The organism is Microcoleus sp. bin38.metabat.b11b12b14.051 (assembly GCF_013299165.1).
Classification (GTDB): Bacteria; Cyanobacteriota; Cyanobacteriia; order Cyanobacteriales; family Microcoleaceae; genus Microcoleus.
The window spans coordinates 96,187-113,721 of sequence record NZ_JAAFKD010000015.1 but is presented as its reverse complement, the minus strand read 5'-3'; the positions used below and the strand labels follow the sequence as shown (position 1 = coordinate 113,721).

General features: G+C 46.9%; 14 protein-coding genes. 8 read left to right on the top strand and 6 right to left on the bottom strand.

Annotated features, from left to right (window positions below; genetic code table 11):
• Positions 1-153 precede the first annotated feature (153 nt).
• Both QZW47_RS17305 and QZW47_RS17300 read right to left on the bottom strand, forming a co-directional pair.
• A protein-coding gene (locus QZW47_RS17305) for an IS5 family transposase (protein WP_293129012.1) occupies positions 154-1,724 on the bottom strand; the annotation gives its coding sequence in 2 pieces (ribosomal slippage) (positions 154-1,133 and positions 1,133-1,724; 1,572 coding nt in all).
• 940 nt (positions 1,725-2,664) lie between these two features.
• Entirely contained in the window at positions 2,665-3,012 is a 348-nt protein-coding gene (locus QZW47_RS17300; protein WP_293129010.1) for a hypothetical protein, read from the bottom strand.
• Positions 3,013-3,252: 240 nt separating this feature from the next.
• Between QZW47_RS17300 and QZW47_RS17295 the strand changes: the two genes are divergently transcribed.
• On the top strand, positions 3,253-4,215 hold the full coding sequence (locus QZW47_RS17295; RefSeq protein ID WP_293129008.1) for a cation diffusion facilitator family transporter: 963 nt from the start codon (positions 3,253-3,255) through the stop codon (positions 4,213-4,215).
• A 326-nt stretch (positions 4,216-4,541) separates the two neighbouring features.
• On the opposite strand, the gene QZW47_RS17290 is transcribed toward QZW47_RS17295, so the two are convergent.
• The gene (locus tag QZW47_RS17290; RefSeq protein ID WP_293129007.1) at positions 4,542-4,718 is read right to left on the bottom strand and encodes a hypothetical protein; all 177 of its coding nucleotides are present in this window, start codon (positions 4,716-4,718) and stop codon (positions 4,542-4,544) included.
• Positions 4,719-4,754: 36 nt separating this feature from the next.
• Between QZW47_RS17290 and QZW47_RS17285 the strand changes: the two genes are divergently transcribed.
• Both QZW47_RS17285 and QZW47_RS30170 read left to right on the top strand, forming a co-directional pair.
• Entirely contained in the window at positions 4,755-5,081 is a 327-nt protein-coding gene (locus QZW47_RS17285) for a UPF0175 family protein (RefSeq protein WP_293129006.1), read from the top strand.
• A complete protein-coding gene (locus QZW47_RS30170) occupies positions 5,074-5,253 on the top strand; it encodes a hypothetical protein (RefSeq protein WP_366930893.1) in 180 nt (59 codons plus the stop codon). The genes QZW47_RS17285 and QZW47_RS30170 overlap by 8 nt, the downstream gene beginning before the upstream one ends.
• A gap of 246 nt (positions 5,254-5,499) precedes the next feature.
• On the opposite strand, the gene guaA is transcribed toward QZW47_RS30170, so the two are convergent.
• A complete protein-coding gene (gene guaA / locus QZW47_RS17275; RefSeq protein WP_366930892.1) occupies positions 5,500-7,113 on the bottom strand; it encodes a glutamine-hydrolyzing GMP synthase in 1,614 nt (537 codons plus the stop codon).
• A 332-nt stretch (positions 7,114-7,445) separates the two neighbouring features.
• On the bottom strand, positions 7,446-8,567 hold the full coding sequence (gene cbiD, locus QZW47_RS17270) for a cobalt-precorrin-5B (C(1))-methyltransferase CbiD (protein ID WP_293129005.1): 1,122 nt from the start codon (positions 8,565-8,567) through the stop codon (positions 7,446-7,448).
• A 450-nt stretch (positions 8,568-9,017) separates the two neighbouring features.
• On the opposite strand from cbiD, the gene QZW47_RS17265 reads away from it, so the two are divergent.
• Together QZW47_RS17265 and QZW47_RS17260 are read left to right on the top strand one after the other, a co-directional pair.
• Positions 9,018-9,425 (top strand): hypothetical protein, encoded by a 408-nt coding sequence (locus tag QZW47_RS17265; RefSeq protein ID WP_293129004.1) that lies wholly within the window; start codon positions 9,018-9,020, stop codon positions 9,423-9,425.
• A 629-nt stretch (positions 9,426-10,054) separates the two neighbouring features.
• Positions 10,055-11,488, top strand: coding sequence for an MFS transporter (locus QZW47_RS17260; RefSeq protein ID WP_293129003.1), 1,434 nt, complete (start codon positions 10,055-10,057; stop codon positions 11,486-11,488).
• 329 nt (positions 11,489-11,817) lie between these two features.
• Here QZW47_RS17260 and rpsD read toward each other — a convergent pair whose 3' ends face one another.
• Positions 11,818-12,426: a 30S ribosomal protein S4 gene (gene rpsD, locus QZW47_RS17255; protein WP_293129002.1), complete on the bottom strand. Its 609-nt coding sequence runs from the start codon at positions 12,424-12,426 to the stop codon at positions 11,818-11,820.
• Positions 12,427-12,583: 157 nt separating this feature from the next.
• Between rpsD and QZW47_RS17250 the strand changes: the two genes are divergently transcribed.
• The 3 genes from QZW47_RS17250 to QZW47_RS17240 all read left to right on the top strand — a co-directional run bounded on the left by QZW47_RS17250 (position 12,584) and on the right by QZW47_RS17240 (position 17,523).
• Positions 12,584-13,231 (top strand): hypothetical protein, encoded by a 648-nt coding sequence (locus QZW47_RS17250; RefSeq protein ID WP_293129001.1) that lies wholly within the window; start codon positions 12,584-12,586, stop codon positions 13,229-13,231.
• 450 nt (positions 13,232-13,681) lie between these two features.
• The gene (locus QZW47_RS17245; protein WP_293129000.1) at positions 13,682-13,942 is read left to right on the top strand and encodes a hypothetical protein; all 261 of its coding nucleotides are present in this window, start codon (positions 13,682-13,684) and stop codon (positions 13,940-13,942) included.
• A 683-nt stretch (positions 13,943-14,625) separates the two neighbouring features.
• Positions 14,626-17,523, top strand: coding sequence for a Calx-beta domain-containing protein (locus QZW47_RS17240; protein WP_293128999.1), 2,898 nt, complete (start codon positions 14,626-14,628; stop codon positions 17,521-17,523).
• The last annotated feature ends 12 nt before the right edge of the window (positions 17,524-17,535 follow it).

Here is a 17,535-nt window from a genome sequence, read left to right as displayed (position 1 = left end):
TGGAGCTTTTAAATCGTAGATGAAATAACTATAGCTGACGCACCCTACAGTTGGATTTGCCGTCGTAGGTGCCTCAGCTTGGAGCTTTTAAATCGTAGATGAAATAACTATAGCTGACGCACCCTACAGTTGGATTTGCCGTCGTAGGGTGCGTCAGATTGGAGCTTTTAAATCGTAGATGAAATAACTAGGGCTTGCTGAAAAAGTCAGAAAACGGCATTTACAAAGATGAGTGAATTTGCGATTACCTTGACCTGATAAATTTTGCTCATATTGTTTGGGCGAAATATAGCTTTTCCTGATTGTTAAAAGCCGAAAATATGCGAAAAGGTTGTTGTTATGAAATAAACCGAAAAAAAGCCAAAAAGCCTGCCGCAGCAGGGCAGAAAGATTCATTACCAAAAAAGTTATGGCGATGCCTGTTTCAGATGTATTATCAAGTTTAGCCATGACTCTAGCGAGGCTGAATCTTCTTTTGGCTTCTCCAAATTTTCCTTCTATTAAGTTACGAATTCTCTCGTCATCTTGAGCTTGTTTTTTTTTTGACTTATTAATATTCTTGGGTCGTCTTCCTAGGGGAACACCACTCATTCTGATACCTCTTTCTTTGCACCATGCTCGATTTTCTCGCGTTCTATATATCCGATATACATGAATTGATTCTGGGTAGAATCCCGTGAATCTTTTAAATTCTTCTACTTGTGCTTGTAAGTCTAAAGATTCATTAAAATTATCCCAACTAATTCGGTCTAAAAACACATAGCCGTTACGACAACTTGCTGATAGTTTCGCCCCCAACTCAACGGATTTCCCGGCTTTCCCTCTGACGATGGGGCGAATATGTGGTTGTTTTAAACTTACTATTCTATCGGGAATACTCTGTTTTTTATTTTCATACATCCATAACTGTTGGCGGTAAACTTCTGTGGCTACTAACAGCATTTTATAATGAGATTTACTTAGTAACTCTAGCTGACCCATTTTTTCAATATGAGCCAAATTTCTGTAGATGTATTGAAGTTGTTTCTTAATTGCTTGTTTTCGTTCTTTCCGTAATGGCTTCCGGTTTTTGGCTATTGTTAAGTATTCTTTTCTGGCTCGGTTACGATAGGTTCTTGGTTTTTTTTTACAGGTGACTGATTTTTCTTATGCAGAGCGTCTATAATTTTTTCGGTATGTTCTCTTGCTTGATTTAATAGCCCTAAGTCTGTGGGATATTTGATGTCGGCTGGTGCTACTGTTGCATCTAATATTAATTTGCCTTGGTTTTTGGGTTGACTTGTTTCTGATGACTTGTTTTCCGTTGACTCTGCTGGCATTTCGGTCTGGTCTTTGACCATTTTTTCGTTGATTTTATTAACTAGGTTCACACCTATTCTTTGTCTAAAATGAACAAACATTGATGAGTCAAATGGTGAATCATCACTATAAGATGTCAGACCTATAAAGTATTGCAGGTATGGGTTTTCTCTTATTTGTTCTACTGTTTCTGCGTCGCTAGTTCCCAACCGTTCTTTAATAATTAATGCTCCCAGCGCCATCCGAAACGATTTCGCCGGAGCTCCGGTTGACACTGTAAAATTTTGAGCATATTCGGTTTCAAATTCTGACCACGGAATTAATTTTGCCATGATTACCCAACGATTATTTGATGACAATTTCCCCTGGAAGGGAAATTCAAAGTTGGATGGCGGCTGTGGTGTTGGGTCAACTTTTCGGTACATTACGAAAGTGATGGTGTGCAGGGGTTTTGACCCATTTTAGCTGCATTGCTTGCACTTTTTGAGGATTAAAACGAGCCAACGTCTCTTGCTGTAAGGGTTTTAGGCTTTTTCAGCAAGCCCTAACTATAGCTGACGCACCCTACAGTTGGATTTGCCGTCGTAGGTGCCTCAGCTTGGAGCTTTTAAATCGTAGATGAAATAACTATAGCTGACGCACCCTACAGTTGGATTTGCCGTCGTAGGGTGCGTCAGATTGGAGCTTTTTAATTGTAGATGAAATAACTATAGCTGACGCACCCTACAGTTGGATTTGCCGTCGTAGGGTGCGTCAGATTGGAGCTTTTTAATTGTAGATGAAATAACTATAGCTGACGCACCCTACAGTTGGATTTGCCGTCGTAGGGTGCGTCAGCTTGGAGCTTTTCAATTGTAGATGAAATAACTATAGCTGACGCACCCTACAGTTGGATTTGCCGTCGTAGGGTGCGTCAGATTGGAGCTTTTTAATTGTAGATGAAATAACTATAGCTGACGCACCCTACAGTTGGATTTGCCGTCGTAGGGTGCGTCAGATTGGAGCTTTTAAATCCTAGATGAAATAACTATAGCTGACGCACCCTACAGTTGGATTTGCCGTCGTAGGGTGCGTCAGATTGGAGCTTTTAAATCCTAGATGAAATAACTATAGCTGACGCACCCTACAGTTGGATTTGCCGTCGTAGGTGCCTCAGCTTGGAGCTTTTAAATCCTAGATGAAATAACTATAGCTGACGCACCCTACAGTTGGATTTGCCGTCGTAGTCGTAGGGTGCGTCAGCTTGGAGTCTGTGAATTAACGATAAAATAAAGGTAGCTGACGCACCCTACTAAGCTTTGGCAAAATCCGCTAATAAATTAGCAATTAAACCTTGACAAACGATCGCGCTTCAGGTCGATCGTCTCAACCGACTTGTTCGATATACTGAGCGAGATCGTCGCGTAGGCGGCTGAGTTCGGCTTCGGTGGTGAGGCGCAGGCGATCGTCCCTAACCGTAATCAGCACTTTCGCCGCAAAAGGCGTCGCCCAGATATTCGGGTTGCAGAAAACCTCCAAAAATACATCCCCTGCATACCGATATTCCATCGGTTTTTGGGGAGAGGCTTTACCACCAGCGGTTTTGGCTGCTACGGCTTTCAAGCTGTCCATCAAAGTGGCGATCGCACCTTGCAAATCCCGCGCGGCTTGCGGGGAAAAGCTAAAGGAGACAGAACCTTCAACTAAATTCAGTGTGAGAGGGGAAAGAGACATGGGCAATGAAATTTAACATACGATTGTTAATGATAAAATATACACTAACCTAAAAGAAGTACCTGCCAGCTAAATTGGGCGGCGAGAATGCGATTAATTAAAAATTATCTCAAGAAGCGCGCCTAAATTAATGAAGATAAATCTAGTCGTCAGCCCAATTTTGTAATAGTTTTAACCTTTATGACAGGATCGGCTTTAAACTAGAAGCCAGAAAACTTGATGGCTGATAGAGGAGATTCTATGGTTGCCGATAACCGTTCCGAAGTCCGCAAGGTTTTAATCATTACTTTATTGCTAAACTTGCTGGTGATGGCAATTAAAGCAGTCGTGGGATGGCTGACTGGTTCCCTCAGTTTGCTCGCAGATGCCTTGCACAGCGTCACGGACAGCGCTAATAATATTTTAGGATTGGTAACTAATCATTATGCCAATCCGCAGCCCGATCGCGATCATCCCTACGGACATCAGAAATATGACGCTCTCGGAGCTCTGGGAATTGCTGTTTTTCTGGGAATTGCCTGTTTTGAAATTCTCAGCGGTGCTGTCGAAAGGTTGCTACACGGCGGTAAAGCTGTCAAGATATCCCCAAATGAACTGTGGATTTTGCTGCTGGTACTGGGGATTAATATTTTTGTCACTTTTTACGAGCGCAGAGTTGGCCAACGTCTGGGTAGCGCGATTTTGGTGGCTGACGCCCAACACACGATGAGCGATGTTTGGGTGACAATTATGGTAATTGGCGGGTTGATCGGTGTTTGGCAAGGCCAGATTTTAAAGATACCTCAACTCCAATCCCTAGACGTGTTTTTGTCTTTTCCTGTGGCTCTTTTGGTATTTAGCAGCGGTTGGAAAGTTTTAAGGGAAAATCTGCCTTGGTTGGTGGATGAAATGGCGATCGCACCGGAAGTTATTCAGGCGATCGCCATGGATGTACCCGGAGTTATCAACTGTCACTCGATCGCCTCCCGCGGGCTGATCGGGCGTCAAGTGTTTATTGATATGCACATGATCGTCAATGCTGTGGATGTAGAAACTGCTCACCAGATTACAGAAGAAGTAGAAGACCGTTTGGAAGAACGTTTTAGCCCTGTACGCATCTTAATTCACGTTGAGCCGCCCGCTTACAATTCCGACCAAATTACCTACGATGCTAAAGAGCACGAACAAGTGCGAGGGCACCAGCAAGAACGAGGAAATATTTAGGCTGTATTTTCAGCAAACAGCAAGTTGAGGGATGGAGGAGGAAGGCGATTTTGGCGATCGCAATTCCTCAATTTTTTTAAATGCTATCAATGGATTTAAGGCGAGCGCACTTAATTTAGTTGCAGTTTTCCACAGCAAAATGCGGGTTTTCCACAGAAAACAGCAAGTTTTCCACAATAACTTGGATAATTGTCGGTAATAAATTATTGGTACAAGCTGGCATTTTTTGGGATTTGGGCAGCGATTTCTTGCCACAAGTCCCAAGCTAGCAGAATTTAGACTTGTGCACCGAAAGCTTCCAACCACCGAGCGCGGGTAGCAGTTTGTCACTCGGTAAGTGACGGGGAATCAGCACCGTCGCTTCCGGGAGAGTCGATGATTTCTAAAAAAGTCGATCGGCATTCTGGGTCGAGCGTGTATTCTATGATTAATGTGGCGGCGCGATCGCTCTCAAATTTTCTATACCCACCGCTCGCACCCGATCGCTTTTCCTCTTCAACCATGTTCTAAAATAAAAACAGCCGCCATCAGCGCCCACTATGCAAATCACCCTGACTCTACCCGAAAGTCTCACCCAAACCGATACCTTCAACCAGAGTGACTGGCTGCGGGAAATCGCGATCGCCCTTTGCCAACAAACCAACCTCACCCTCGCCCAAGCCGCCCAACTAGCCCAAATTTCCCCATCAGAATTGCAACAACTGCTAACTAACCGCGCCATTTCTGCAACGACGGAATCTGACGCGATCGATCCCGACAACGAACCAGAGGAACTCATTTTAGAAAGCCTCCATCGCTCCCTCCAACAAGTTCGCGATGGCAAAGTTCATCCGATTTCTGAACTCTGGGATGGCATAGATGTCTAATGAGTTTACCAACTTCGATATCCTATTTTCTGATGAATTTAAAGCTCGGCTGCGAACCCTAGCAAAACGGTATCGCAGCATTCAAAGCGATCTACAGCCACTGATTCATGAACTCCAAGCTGGGAACTTAATCGGCGATAAAATTGTGGGAACTGGATACACCACTTTCTAGGTTAGACTCAAAAATAGCGATATTCAAAAAGGTAAAAGCGCAGGCTATCGTGTGATCTACCAACTAAAAGAAGCAACTATTATTCTTCTAGTTACCATCTACTCGAAGTCCGATCAAGACAGCATTGCCGCAGACAAGATTCGCGACATTATTGTCAATTTTGACAACACAATACCCTAATTTATTTCATTATTTTGGGCGAGACGGACAAATGTATTGTCCGTCCACTCAATAGCTAACTAGCAATCATTCCCACTCGATCGTACCAGGCGGCTTAGAAGTAATATCGTAAACCACCCGGTTCACGCCCTTAACCTCATTCACAATCCGGTTCGAGATCAATTCCAGCAAATCGTAGGGAACCCGCGCCCAGTCAGCCGTCATCCCATCTTCGCTCTTAATAAATCGCAGAACGATCGGGTAAGCATAGGTGCGCTGATCGCCCATAACGCCTACACTGCGAATGGGAAGCAAAACTGCAAAAGCTTGCCAAAGTTCATGGTACAATCCGTGTCGGTTGATTTCTTGGCGCACGATGAAGTCAGCATCCCGCAAAATATTCAGTCTCTCGGCGGTAACTTCTCCCGTAATCCGAATCGCCAATCCCGGGCCGGGGAAAGGTTGTCGGTTGACGATTTCTTCGGGAAGCCCGATCGATCTACCGACTTTTCGCACCTCATCCTTGAACAACTTTCGCAGCGGTTCGATCAGCTTAAAACACAAATCCTTAGGTAATCCGCCCACATTGTGGTGGCTTTTGATTTTAACAGCAACTCGTTCGCCGCTTTTCGGGTCTACATTTGTATCAGCCGACTCAATCACATCCGGGTAAAGAGTACCTTGGGCGAGATAATCGAAGGGGCCGAGGCGCTTCGATTCTTCTTCAAATACACTGATAAATTCGTGGCCGATCCGCTTGCGTTTTACTTCAGGATCGGTAACACCTTCAAGTTGAGCCAAAAAGCGATCGCGAGCTAGAACATACTGCACCGGAATGTGGAATTCCTCTTGAAATAATTTCACCAACCGTTCCGGTTCATACTTACGCATAAACCCTTGGTCGATAAACATACAAGTAAGTTTGTCGCCGATCGCCTGGTGCAACAAGAAAGCCAAAGTTGAAGAATCCACCCCGCCAGATAGAGCCAACAAAACTCGTTGATCTCCTACTCTAGCGCGAATTTCGCGAATAGTTTCCTCGACAAAAGTAGCTGTCGTCCAAGTCGGTTCGCACTCGCAAATATGGTAAACAAAATTGCGAATCAAAGCTTGTCCGCCGATCGAGTGCACCACTTCTGGGTGAAACTGCACGCCGTACAAACTTTTCTCGTGGTGAGCAACAGCAGCAGACGGAGTATTATCTGTGTGAGCGAGAACCTCAAAACCAGGCGGCAACTCGTTACAGGAGTCTCCGTGACTCATCCACATCGTCGCGCCTTCTTCGACATTTGTCAGCAAATCCGTTGGATTGTCAATAAATAGCGATGCTTTGCCGTATTCGGCCAACTTAGCCCGCTCAACTGTCCCGCCGAGTTGCTTTACCATCAACTGCATCCCGTAGCAGACGCCCAACACTGGTATGCCCAAATTCCAGATTTCCGGGTCGCATTGAGGAGCTCTTTCATCGTATACAGAACTCGGCCCTCCTGAAAGAATAATTCCTTTAGGAGCGATCGCTTTTAACTGTTCTGCCGTAGTGCGGTAAGAAATAACTTCTGAATATACTTGAGTTTCGCGAATGCGTCGAGCAATCAGTTCGGAATATTGCGAACCGAAGTCGAGAATCACGATCATCTGGCGATCTATTTGCCCCAGAGAAGAGTTTGTGAGGTCTGATTCAGTTTCTATTTGAGTAGTCACGGTTATTGCGTAGTTACTAATTGCTAATTGGGCAGAGCGTAGCGGAGGTATTTGTCGCAGACATAGTGCAAGACTGAAGTCGGCGAGCGACCGTTAGTCGCTAGGAATAAATCTTATTTGTACTAGATCGCTGTTAGCGATTTTAGTCAATTCATCGGGCCTGCGACCAGCATAGATTTACTTCGAGCTTTACCCTAATCAATTGAACTATTACATCAAAAATTGCGTCCAGCAACCTAGTATAATTAAGGTCTAGGGACTGAGAGTTATTACTTGTTAAATATTATCCCCGACTGATGTTTTAGACAGAAATCAGAGATATTCACACTACATTAACAAATTTGCGTCAAAAATGTATCTCCTGTGTCACTTTTAACAATAATTTTGCGATCGCGCCCAAACATCACCGAACCCACGGGGATACGCTGGTTAGTGTGAGTAAAAATGCAATCAGACGATCGCAAGTCGATTTCTCGGGCAATGTCGCCGTAAATGCGATCGACCCAATTGCTCCCAGTTGCTGCATCCAAAGCCCGCAGTTGTCCGAGAGCATCCTCGGCTGTCGCGGCAGCAAAAATCGCGGAACACGCATCGGCGGGCATTCCAGCTTGAGCACAGAAGGCTGTCAGAATTTCCCGGCGCCCGTCAGCGAGGTGGTGGTGAGTGTGAAAAATCCCCGCCGCCAATTTCATCAATTTACCGTGATAGCCAAACAGCAAGATCGATCGCACGCCCTGACATCCAGCCTCTGCCAGCAGCGGGCCGAGCCAGTTAGCAGTTTTCACCAGCCGCTGGGGATCGATGCCCAGTTGTCGGGCCAAATCCAAGCCGTTTTCGCCGATGCAGAAAACTAAAGTGTCAAACAGTTTGGCTTTTTCTTGCAGTTGTTGGCGGTAAATTTCCAACTGTCCCGGGGCGCTCAGCGGTTGAGAAATGCCAGTTGTACCCAGCAGCGAAAGTCCTTCTACGACGCCGAAAGCTTCGTTAGAAGTGCGGGCCGCCAGTTGGCGCCCTGACGGCAGAATTAGGGTGACAGTAATTTTATCTCCCCCTGCGAGTTCTCGGCTCAGATTCGATCGCAGCAGCCGCATCGCATAATCATAGATTGCCGCTCCACCACCTGCCTTGTGATGTCCAATTCCCTCGCCCCCAACAATCACAATCTGCTCCCCCTCTCCCCCTCTGCACAATTCCACCATCGCCCAAACGGGGGTATTGCGAGTTAGATCGAGGTTATCCCCCGGAGCGGAGCGAGTCACGGCCAAAGCGGTACCAGTTTTGAGTACAGACGCTTGTTCGATCGCAATTTCTGCCGTGATTGGCGGTTCCAGTAAATCTACTGAGACACTATCTACAGACTCAGTACCCTCACGCAAGCAGCGTAGTGCTGCAAGCGCGGCCGCACAGGCAAATACTGGCAGTGTATACCCCGATAAAGGTTGAGTGTTTGTCACGATCGGATTTGAAAATCAGTAAATTTGCCGGCGATCGACATCACACTGTAGTAGTGATGCCCCTCAAACACTTAAGCATAATTCTAGGGTTTGATATTATCAGCAGTTAGCATGATTTTTGTCAAGCGATAATTTTGTCCTACCAGTTGCCGATCGCAGCAACACTCTTTTGGAAGCGCGATCGGCAACAATTCACAGCAAACCCTGACTCGCACGTGCGGCAGATTGTCGTAAAACACCGGAAATCTAGTGAAGTGAAGGTATCCCCACCGAATTGGCCAGGGCGTGTTGGAGTAACCAGCAGATTCCAGAAATTAAGTACAAATACTGTAAACAAATTCAAAAAACCAGATGGTGATAGCAATCTTCCAAACACCTTGTATCCTTTTTCCCCCCATCTCCCCCGTACTGAGTACAGCGATGGCAGCGGTTTCCGAGGGAGAAAAAAAGATGAATAACCCCACTACCCTGACGCCTGCATTTGTTGTTTCCGATTCAATCCCTCAACTCGCCAAAGAAACCAACCCATCCAACACCATTGTTTTGCAACCCAAGGGCTGTCTCGGCGGCTCAGCACTGCTAGATTTCCAAATTAATTTGGAACAGGCTTTAGAAAATGCTGCCCTGAGAGTTGTCGTGGATATGGAGCAAGTTGATGCTGTTGCGCCAGAGGGAATAGCCGCGCTCGCCCGAGGCTTGGAGTTAGCAGCTATACTCGGCAAGTCGATCGTCTTTCATGCTATAGATTTAGCTAGCTCTAAAAATTTGAAAGCCGAGTGGACGATCTCGGAGGAAATATGTTTTGGCCCTTGGGGCGACTTATTTGACAGGGAATTCGAGCAATTTTTGGTAGGGTAAATGCTGCGATCGCTTCTTGGTTAAGCCCTAAAACCTGGGTTTTTACGATCGGTAAATTTATATCCCCCAAGCGGTCGATGCCCCAGGCAGCACTTGCCATTTATATTCATAATAATTACCCGGAAGTGCCAGTCTAGCTTTCAAGCTAACATCTTGAAAGCGCGGCTGGCTTTATCTTAGCCTGGTTAGCTCAGCTATTCCTAGCAGAAAGATTAAGTTGTACAGACGCCAGTGCCCGAACAATAATTTAATCTCCAGCAAGCCTAAAACCTAGAAAAAACAACGATTTGGTAATGACAAAATCTAAAATAAAACATCTATAGCAATCGCCACAGCGGTGAGGACATAAATAACCTCATGAATAGAGCCTATATCCCATAGCAGAAACGGTTTGATTTCCTTGACGAAGCAACTCTTCGACTTCGCTTTTCGCGCTCTTCTGTCCACTCTTCGACTTCCCTCGACTTCGCTCGGGACAAGTCGCTTTTCGCGCTCTTCTGTCCACTGTCCACTGTCAACTGTCCACTGCCATAACATCAACCACTAGCAAGCCCAAAACTTATACCAAGCAACGATTTGGCAATTACCAAATCTAAAATCTAAAATCTAAAATCTAAAATCAGATGACTATGGTTGAACCAGTTGCAGAGTTAAATCAGCCTCTATCTCTTCAGACTCCAGAAATACTAGAAAAGACAAGCTCTCAGCTCGTTCTACCTGCAAAAACAGCTCTCCAAATTTCTAAACAAGACATTCGCTCTACCCTGAGATCCTCAACTTTAGATGGCGTCTTTGCCACTATATTCGAGTCTGCCACCACCGGCGTGATCCTCAGCAGTTTCTTGCTGCAACTCGGCGCTACCAGCGTGGAAATAGGCATATTATCTGCTATTCCGATGGTGGTAAATTTCTTGCAACCACTCGGAGCATACATTGCCGATCGCACAACCAGCCGCCACTGGTACAACCTAGGGATTTTCGGCGTGTCGCGGCTACTGTGGCTGGTACTCGTAGTGGCAATTATTTGGGGCCCAGGGCACGCCGAGGAGCACCAACTGCTCGAGTGGACGCTCGCAACTGTCATCGCCGCTAACGTGCTGGCAGCTTTTGCTACTTCTAACTGGTTTAGTTGGATGGCTGCTGTGGTTCCTCACCGTTTGCGAGGACGCTATTTTGGCTTTCGGAACAGTGCTACCAGCTTAGTTACTTTGCTGGGAGTGCCGCTGATGGGACTGTTCGTGTCAACTTGGGGTGCAGATCCAATTTTCGGCTACGGTGTTGTGGTATTTTTGGGTGTTTTGGCGGGAATGATTAGTTTGGGATGTCAATTTTTCATGGTGGATGTCAACCCACAGGCATACCGCAAAGACGCAGAGAGCGATCGACTTTCCGAAAAAAAAGCAAGCAAACAGATAACAGATTTTGTACCTTCAGTTCTGAAAGATTCTAATTTCTTAATGTTTCTGTTTTACTTCAGCCTGTGGACGTTTGCAGTTAATCTGAGCGCGCCTTTTTTTAATATCTACCTGCTGAAAGATTTAAGCTTGGATGTGAGTTTGGTCACGATTTACAACAGCTTGAGTTCCGGGGCAAATCTGCTGCTGCTGCTGTTTTGGGGCAAGTTAGCCGATCGCTGGGGAAATCGCCCTTTGCTGATTGCGGTGGGGCTGGTGGTGGCCGTGACGCCTTTGCTGTGGCTGGGTACGGGCAATTACCCGTTTGCCGTTTGGGTGTGGCTGCCGCTGCTGCACTTGCTAGGGGGAACGACTTTAGGGGCGATCGGGCTGTGCACTAACAACATTCAAATGGAGATCGCGCTGATCGAACAACCATCGACTTATTTTGCGATCGCCGCAGCAGTTTCGGGAGTAGCTGGGGCTTTGGGAACTACCGTCGGCGGCTTTGTTGCCGAACTTCCCGGCATGAGTTTGGGGGCATTGTTTGCCCTCTCCGCTGCCGTGCGGCTGCTGGGCTTGCTGCCTTTAATTTTCGTGCGAGAGCCCCGCAGCTTGTCATTGAGGGCGATCGTCCCAACTTTTCGACTATTCAACTTCAACGATTAATACGATCTCAAGCGATCCCAAAGGTTTGTAGTGAGGACTTTAGTCCGCATCTATAGAAGGACTAAAGTCCTCACTACAAACCTTTGGGATTCCGGGTAAAGCAACACATAATATAACGGCCAACAATTAACTGTTAAAAGTTAATCATTGACCGTCACAAAGCTTTTTTTCAGCCTTCAGCATAGCTGTGTATTCCTAAAAAATTAGTCCTCAGTCCTTAGCCCTCATTATTCAGTAGCAATCAACCAATAACTAGAGACTAAGCCAATTATTAATTTTTTGCTAGCAACTAACTGATGACTAATGACCAACGACTGATGACTAATAAATTAAGCTTGACGCGAGTAGTATTCCACCACTAGCAGTTCGTTAATCTGAAGAGCAATCCACTCACGTTCGATAACGCCGTTAACTTTGCCAACCAGTTTTTGCTTGTCAAATTCCAAGTGACTTGGCAAGTTAGCCAAGCCTGGATCTTTGAGATTAGCTTCAACCATAGTGCGCGAGCGTTCTCTGTTTTTCACAGCAACCACGTCACCGGGCTTGCACTGATAGCTGGCGATATTGACTTCACGATCGTTAACAGTAATATGACCGTGATTTACCAATTGTCTAGCAGACGGAATGGTTGGAGCCATTCCCATCCGAAACACAGTATTGTCCAAGCGCATTTCCAAAAATTGCAGTAACACTTGACCTGTGGAGCCGGTGACACGGCGGGCTTTGCGGACGTAACGGAGCAATTGGCGTTCCGTCACACCATAATTGAAACGTAGTTTTTGCTTTTCTTGCAATCGAACCGCGTACTCAGAGAGCTTTTTGCGGTTTTGTCCGTGCTGCCCAGGCGGATAATCCCGTCTGGGAGTTTTGCGGGTGAGACCGGGCAACTCTTTCAGGCGACGGACGATTCTTAATCGGGGGCCTCGATATCGAGACATTTATTTTCCTCTCTAATCTCTGTATGCAATTTTATGCAGACTCTATATTATATGTTTGTAACCGTCAAAATTCCCACAAAAATCGATAAAAAAAACCGATCGACCGGAACGCGATCGATCGCGTGCGCTAATTTCTCCAGAAACAGCCAGTCTGTCAATGTCCCAACCAGCCCAAAAACTCACAAATCGAGCTGCCATGCACAACCGCAATATTTCCCGCACAGTTTCCCCAAAACCAACACCGCCTTGGATGTTGGCTCTCGGCACTCCCCTACTCGCGCTGAGTTTGTTGGCCGCAGCACTGCCAATCTCGCCAGCATCAGCCATCACCCTGAGATTCCCGCGAACTCAAAATCCCTATCGCGTCTGCGCTAAGGAACTAATCGAAGCCGGAATAGGAGCCGACGCCGCAGCAGCAGCTTGTGCAGACGCGCTCCATCCCCGCGACATATCCCGATGCGCCCTCCAAATCAACCGCAAAACCAATATTTCTGGTGTCGAAGCCCTTGCTAGCTGCCGACAGGTGAGGCGGCCCGACGAATTGACCACTTGCGTGGTGAATATTAACAGTAAAACTAAAACTCAACCTGCTGCTGCCCTGTTGGTGCTCGACGGGTGCCGCCGCAGTTTATTGCCGGAAAGGTTTGCTGAATGCGTCGTCGGCTTGAGCGGCAGGCTCGACTTTCCCACGGACAGGTTAATTGCGACTTGTCTCGATCCTAGAGACAGAGTGAGCCAGTTGGACGGGCGTCCTGCACCGACGCCTCCGATGGAACTCATGCCGCCGCCTTCCCGACTTAATTAATTAGTTATGGGTAATTGGTAATTGCTAATCGGGAAAAAAGTAGCTGCTAGTTATAGCCCAATACGGTTCACTTAAGATGGTCATTCGAGAGGTACGAAGCAAACAAGAGTCTTGATTTTTAATTGGTTTTCCCTGTTGTTATCTTTTAAGTGAACCGTATTAAATTATAGCCGAGTCTCAGGTACGTCAGGCACAGAGATTAATCTCTAAAATCCAGGTATTCCCAGAATTTGGCACGCCCGATAGAGCTTGAGAACTGCTATCTACAGGAGAAATTACCTTTTTCGCAATTAGCAATAACCATTACCTTCGGGTGCGTCATCTTTCCCTCGCAATACTATATTTTATATTTAATTTGGCATTTTATATTTTCTCTTCATTCGTTAAATTCCGTACCTTATTGTTGGCAAAACTTCCTTCCGAAACCCGGTTTGTTGTTAGATAAAACGGGTGTTGCAAAAATGGTGGTTTTTGTACCAGTTGCTTTGGGGAAAGTTATTTCAAGCCCGTCAGCCTACGGGTAGCAACCACTCTCAAACCTTTATAAGTAAAGCATTTAAGCTGCCGATCGCCCGACGGAACATCGCGTCGTGGGGCGATCGCCCCAGTGAATTGACTGTCGCCCTCTGGCTTCATATGATGTTTGATTTGTCAAGGGTGGCTTTGGCAATTATTCAGGAGCCGAGCTCTGTGGGGCGGGCTGAGTTTTAGTTGGTAGCCCGCAGTCTCCTACACTTATAGTCTTTCTCAAAAAGGTGAGGTACAGGTTGAGATTTTCCATTTTTAGATTTGAGATTTGAGATTGATTGGTCAATAGCTCTTAAATTCATCAGCAATTGTGACGCTAGGTGAAGATTGAAGCCGCGAGGGTAATTCTTGTGGTTCCTCTGCCGTCAAATCTCGATAGTTACCGAGCAACTGACAGCGATTTTTTAACCATTTTAACTTTTGTTTGAGGCGACTTTTGTTCAAAGTTTTAGCCAGCAGGGAGAAGACGCGGCTATGGTGCAACTATCGCGATCGTTATTTAAGTAAATTTACATAGCGTGCTAGTTTTTTAATCTCTCCTCTACGTATGTGGAAAATTAGTTTTAATAGAGCTTAAAAAATATCTGAGAATTTTCCGGATAACAGTTGTTGGTGATGAAACTACTCCTATAAGTGACATACAGCTAGAAAGAAATCCAAACTTTTGAGTTTCTGTTACTCCTAATCAAAGGCTATTTGATTCTTGGTAGGGACAATCTCAGAGTGAATATCCCCGATCCCTGGAAGGACAGACAAATATTCAGTGAGGTCGGCACTCTTGATAGTACATGAAAAACCATAGTTTTTTATGTACTGCAATTGCCCTGAATTCTCATCATTAATTACTCATCATCAAACGAGAAACTATGCCTACTTCCCTCAATGGTTCTTTGGGTCAACCCAATAATTTTACCAGCGTCAACGAACTAATAACAAAATGGCCTACTGCTGCCCAGAATCAAGGCATAAAGCTGTCTGGGATAGCTTTTGACGGCGTGGAAACTGACTATCTTAACCCTACTGCGATCGCCAACCTTACCTTACCAACCAATGAAAACCCTAAAAGCTGGTTGAGCTACGGTAGTAGCCCTGGTATTGGCGTCGCATCATCTTATGATGGTTGGTTTACTGACCCCAATAAAATTAGAGCGGAAATTAACTATAACCCCAACACCAATCAATCTCAGGCACTGAAGGTGAAATGGGCAGATAACCAAGACATCACTAGCGCCACGATCGACCTCAGCGCATTGAGTCCCAAAACCAGCCTAGGAGTGGGCGATCAAGGCAATGAAGTTGGCTTGCTGCAAATCTTTAATAATGGAGCTGCGGTATCCAGCAGCAATTTTACGATCACTCGGCTCAACGCTCCCGTCGCTGCAAAACCGATTACCGCGTCTTCTAATGGAGTGACTTTCATTGGCGATCGCACCGATGGCAGTTTCAAATTCAAAGTAGAAGCAAAACCTCTAAGCGGCGCTACTTTTGACGAACTGCGGTTCTCAGGCAAACCCTACGACAGCCCCACCGCTGCCTACACCGCCACCCCCTTTAAAGACGATAGTTCCGACTATCTGGTGCGGAACATTGAATATCAAGGGACAGAAGATCCGGTTAGCCTGCAATTTAGTGCTCCTACCTTCAGCGTCAACGAAGATGGGACGCCTGTGGCAGCCGTGACAGTCACTCGCACCGGCAGCAGCGCCGGCACCGCCTCAGCTACCGTAAACCTGACTAATGGAACTGCGACAGCCCCCGGAGATTACAGCAATACTCCTATCCCTGTGAATTTTGCCTCAGGAGACACCGCACCCAAGACGATCGTCATTCCCATTGTCAACGATACTTTGGTCGAGCCTACCGAAACGGTTAACTTAAGCTTGACCAACCCCACCGGCAGCAGCCGTGTCACCCTGGGAACCCAAAAAACGGCGACTTTGAACATCCTGGACAATGACAGCAGCCTGCAATTTAGTGCTCCTACCTTCAGCGTCAACGAAGATGGGACGCCTGTGGCAGCGGTGACAGTCACTCGCACGGGCGCCAGCACTGGCGCAGTCTCAGCCACCGTCAGCTTGGCAGATGGAACTGCTACAGCCCCGGCAGACTACAGCAATACTCCCATCCCTGTGAGTTTTGCCTCCGGCGACACTACACCCAAAGTCATCACAGTTCCGATCGTCAACGATACTTTGGTAGAGTCTCCCGAAACTGTTAAGTTAACTTTAGGTAGCCCGATAGGCAATGCCGCGATCGGGACTCAGAGTACAGCCACTTTGACCATCCTGGACAATGACACCAGCCTGCAATTTAGTGCTCCTACCTTCAGCGTCAACGAAGATGGGACGCCTGTTGCAGCCGTGACAGTCACTCGCGCCGGTGTCAGCACTGGCGCAGTCTCAGCCACCGTGAACTTGACAGATGGTACTGCTACAGGGGGTCTTGATTACACCAATACTCCGATCCCTGTGAGTTTTGCCTCCGGCGACACTACACCCAAGACGATCGTCGTTCCGATTATCAACGATACTTTGGTGGAGCCTACTGAAACTGTCAACTTAACTTTAGCTAGCCCGACAGGTGGTGCCACGATTGGGACTCCGAGTACAGCCACTTTGAGCATCCTGGACAATGACAGCAGCTTGCAATTTAGTTCTCCTACCTTCAGCGTCAACGAAGATGGGACGCCTGTTGCAGCCGTGACAGTCACTCGCACGGGCGCCAGCACTGGCCCAGTCTCAGCGATCGTCAATTTGGCAGATGGTACTGCTACAGCCCCGGCAGATTACACCAATACTCCCATTCCTGTGAGTTTTGCCTCCGGCGACACTACACCCAAAGTTATCACCGTTCCGATCGTCAACGACACTTTGGTAGAGCCTAGCGAAACTATCAATTTGAGCTTGGGTAGCGCGACAGGCAATGCCTCGATTGGGACTCAGAGTACAGCGACTTTGACCATCATAGACAATGACAGCAGCCTGCAATTTAGTGCTGCTGCCTTCAGCGTCAACGAAAATGGGACGCCTGTTACAGCCGTGACAGTCACTCGCACGGGTGCCAGCACTGGCGCAGTCTCAGCGATCGTGAATTTGGCAGATGGTACTGCTACAGGGGGTCTTGATTTCGTCAATACTCCCATCCCTGTGAGTTTTGCCTCCGGCGACACTACACCCAAGACGATCTTCGTTCCCATTTTCGACGATAATTTGGTGGAGCCTAACGAAACTGTCAATTTAAGTTTGGGTAGCGCGACAGGCAATGCCTCGATCGGGACTCCGAGTACAGCTACTTTGACGATCGTGGACAATGACACCATTCTGGTGCCCGTTGCTCCGTTGACCGCCAGCCCAGCAAGCTTCACTAGCCCTACAGGCACTACTGCGCTCAGAATGCAAAGCAGTCTCAGTTTGAGCGATGCTGCACCCTCACCAGCAAACGATATTCTCACCAACGGTGGTAAGTCACAGCAGGCTTCTAGCCCGTCTAATGGTGTGGCGCAGTCAACACTTAATCTGGTAAGCGATTTTATCACTAACTCTGTCAACCAGATGATGACGGCTAGCCCGACAGGTGCCTATAACTCCATGATTAATGACAATAAGTCAGGCGGCAACTCCGGTATTGGTTTGTTCAGCAACTCAATTGTGACTGATAATTTGTGGGATTCATCCAAAGTGCTGCCCGGTACCGGCACTGACCCCAATTCTATTGCTGGTGGTGGTTCGATCGCCTTGAACCGATTTGCTACTTCGGTCTTATAAATAGCAAGTTGC

Bases quoted from the DNA above. Each gene is read 5' to 3' on its own strand.
- QZW47_RS30170 (WP_366930893.1), top strand. From the start codon at position 5,074: ATGTCTAATGAGTTTACCAACTTCGATATCCTATTTTCTGATGAATTT.
- QZW47_RS17240 (WP_293128999.1), top strand. From the start codon at position 14,626: ATGCCTACTTCCCTCAATGGTTCTTTGGGTCAACCCAATAATTTTACC.
- QZW47_RS17260 (WP_293129003.1), top strand. From the start codon at position 10,055: ATGGTTGAACCAGTTGCAGAGTTAAATCAGCCTCTATCTCTTCAGACT.
- QZW47_RS17250 (WP_293129001.1), top strand. From the start codon at position 12,584: ATGTCCCAACCAGCCCAAAAACTCACAAATCGAGCTGCCATGCACAAC.
- QZW47_RS17300 (WP_293129010.1), bottom strand. From the start codon at position 3,012: ATGTCTCTTTCCCCTCTCACACTGAATTTAGTTGAAGGTTCTGTCTCC.
- QZW47_RS17295 (WP_293129008.1), top strand. From the start codon at position 3,253: ATGGTTGCCGATAACCGTTCCGAAGTCCGCAAGGTTTTAATCATTACT.
- rpsD (WP_293129002.1), bottom strand. From the start codon at position 12,426: ATGTCTCGATATCGAGGCCCCCGATTAAGAATCGTCCGTCGCCTGAAA.
- QZW47_RS17290 (WP_293129007.1), bottom strand. From the start codon at position 4,718: ATGGTTGAAGAGGAAAAGCGATCGGGTGCGAGCGGTGGGTATAGAAAA.
- QZW47_RS17285 (WP_293129006.1), top strand. From the start codon at position 4,755: ATGCAAATCACCCTGACTCTACCCGAAAGTCTCACCCAAACCGATACC.
- QZW47_RS17265 (WP_293129004.1), top strand. From the start codon at position 9,018: ATGAATAACCCCACTACCCTGACGCCTGCATTTGTTGTTTCCGATTCA.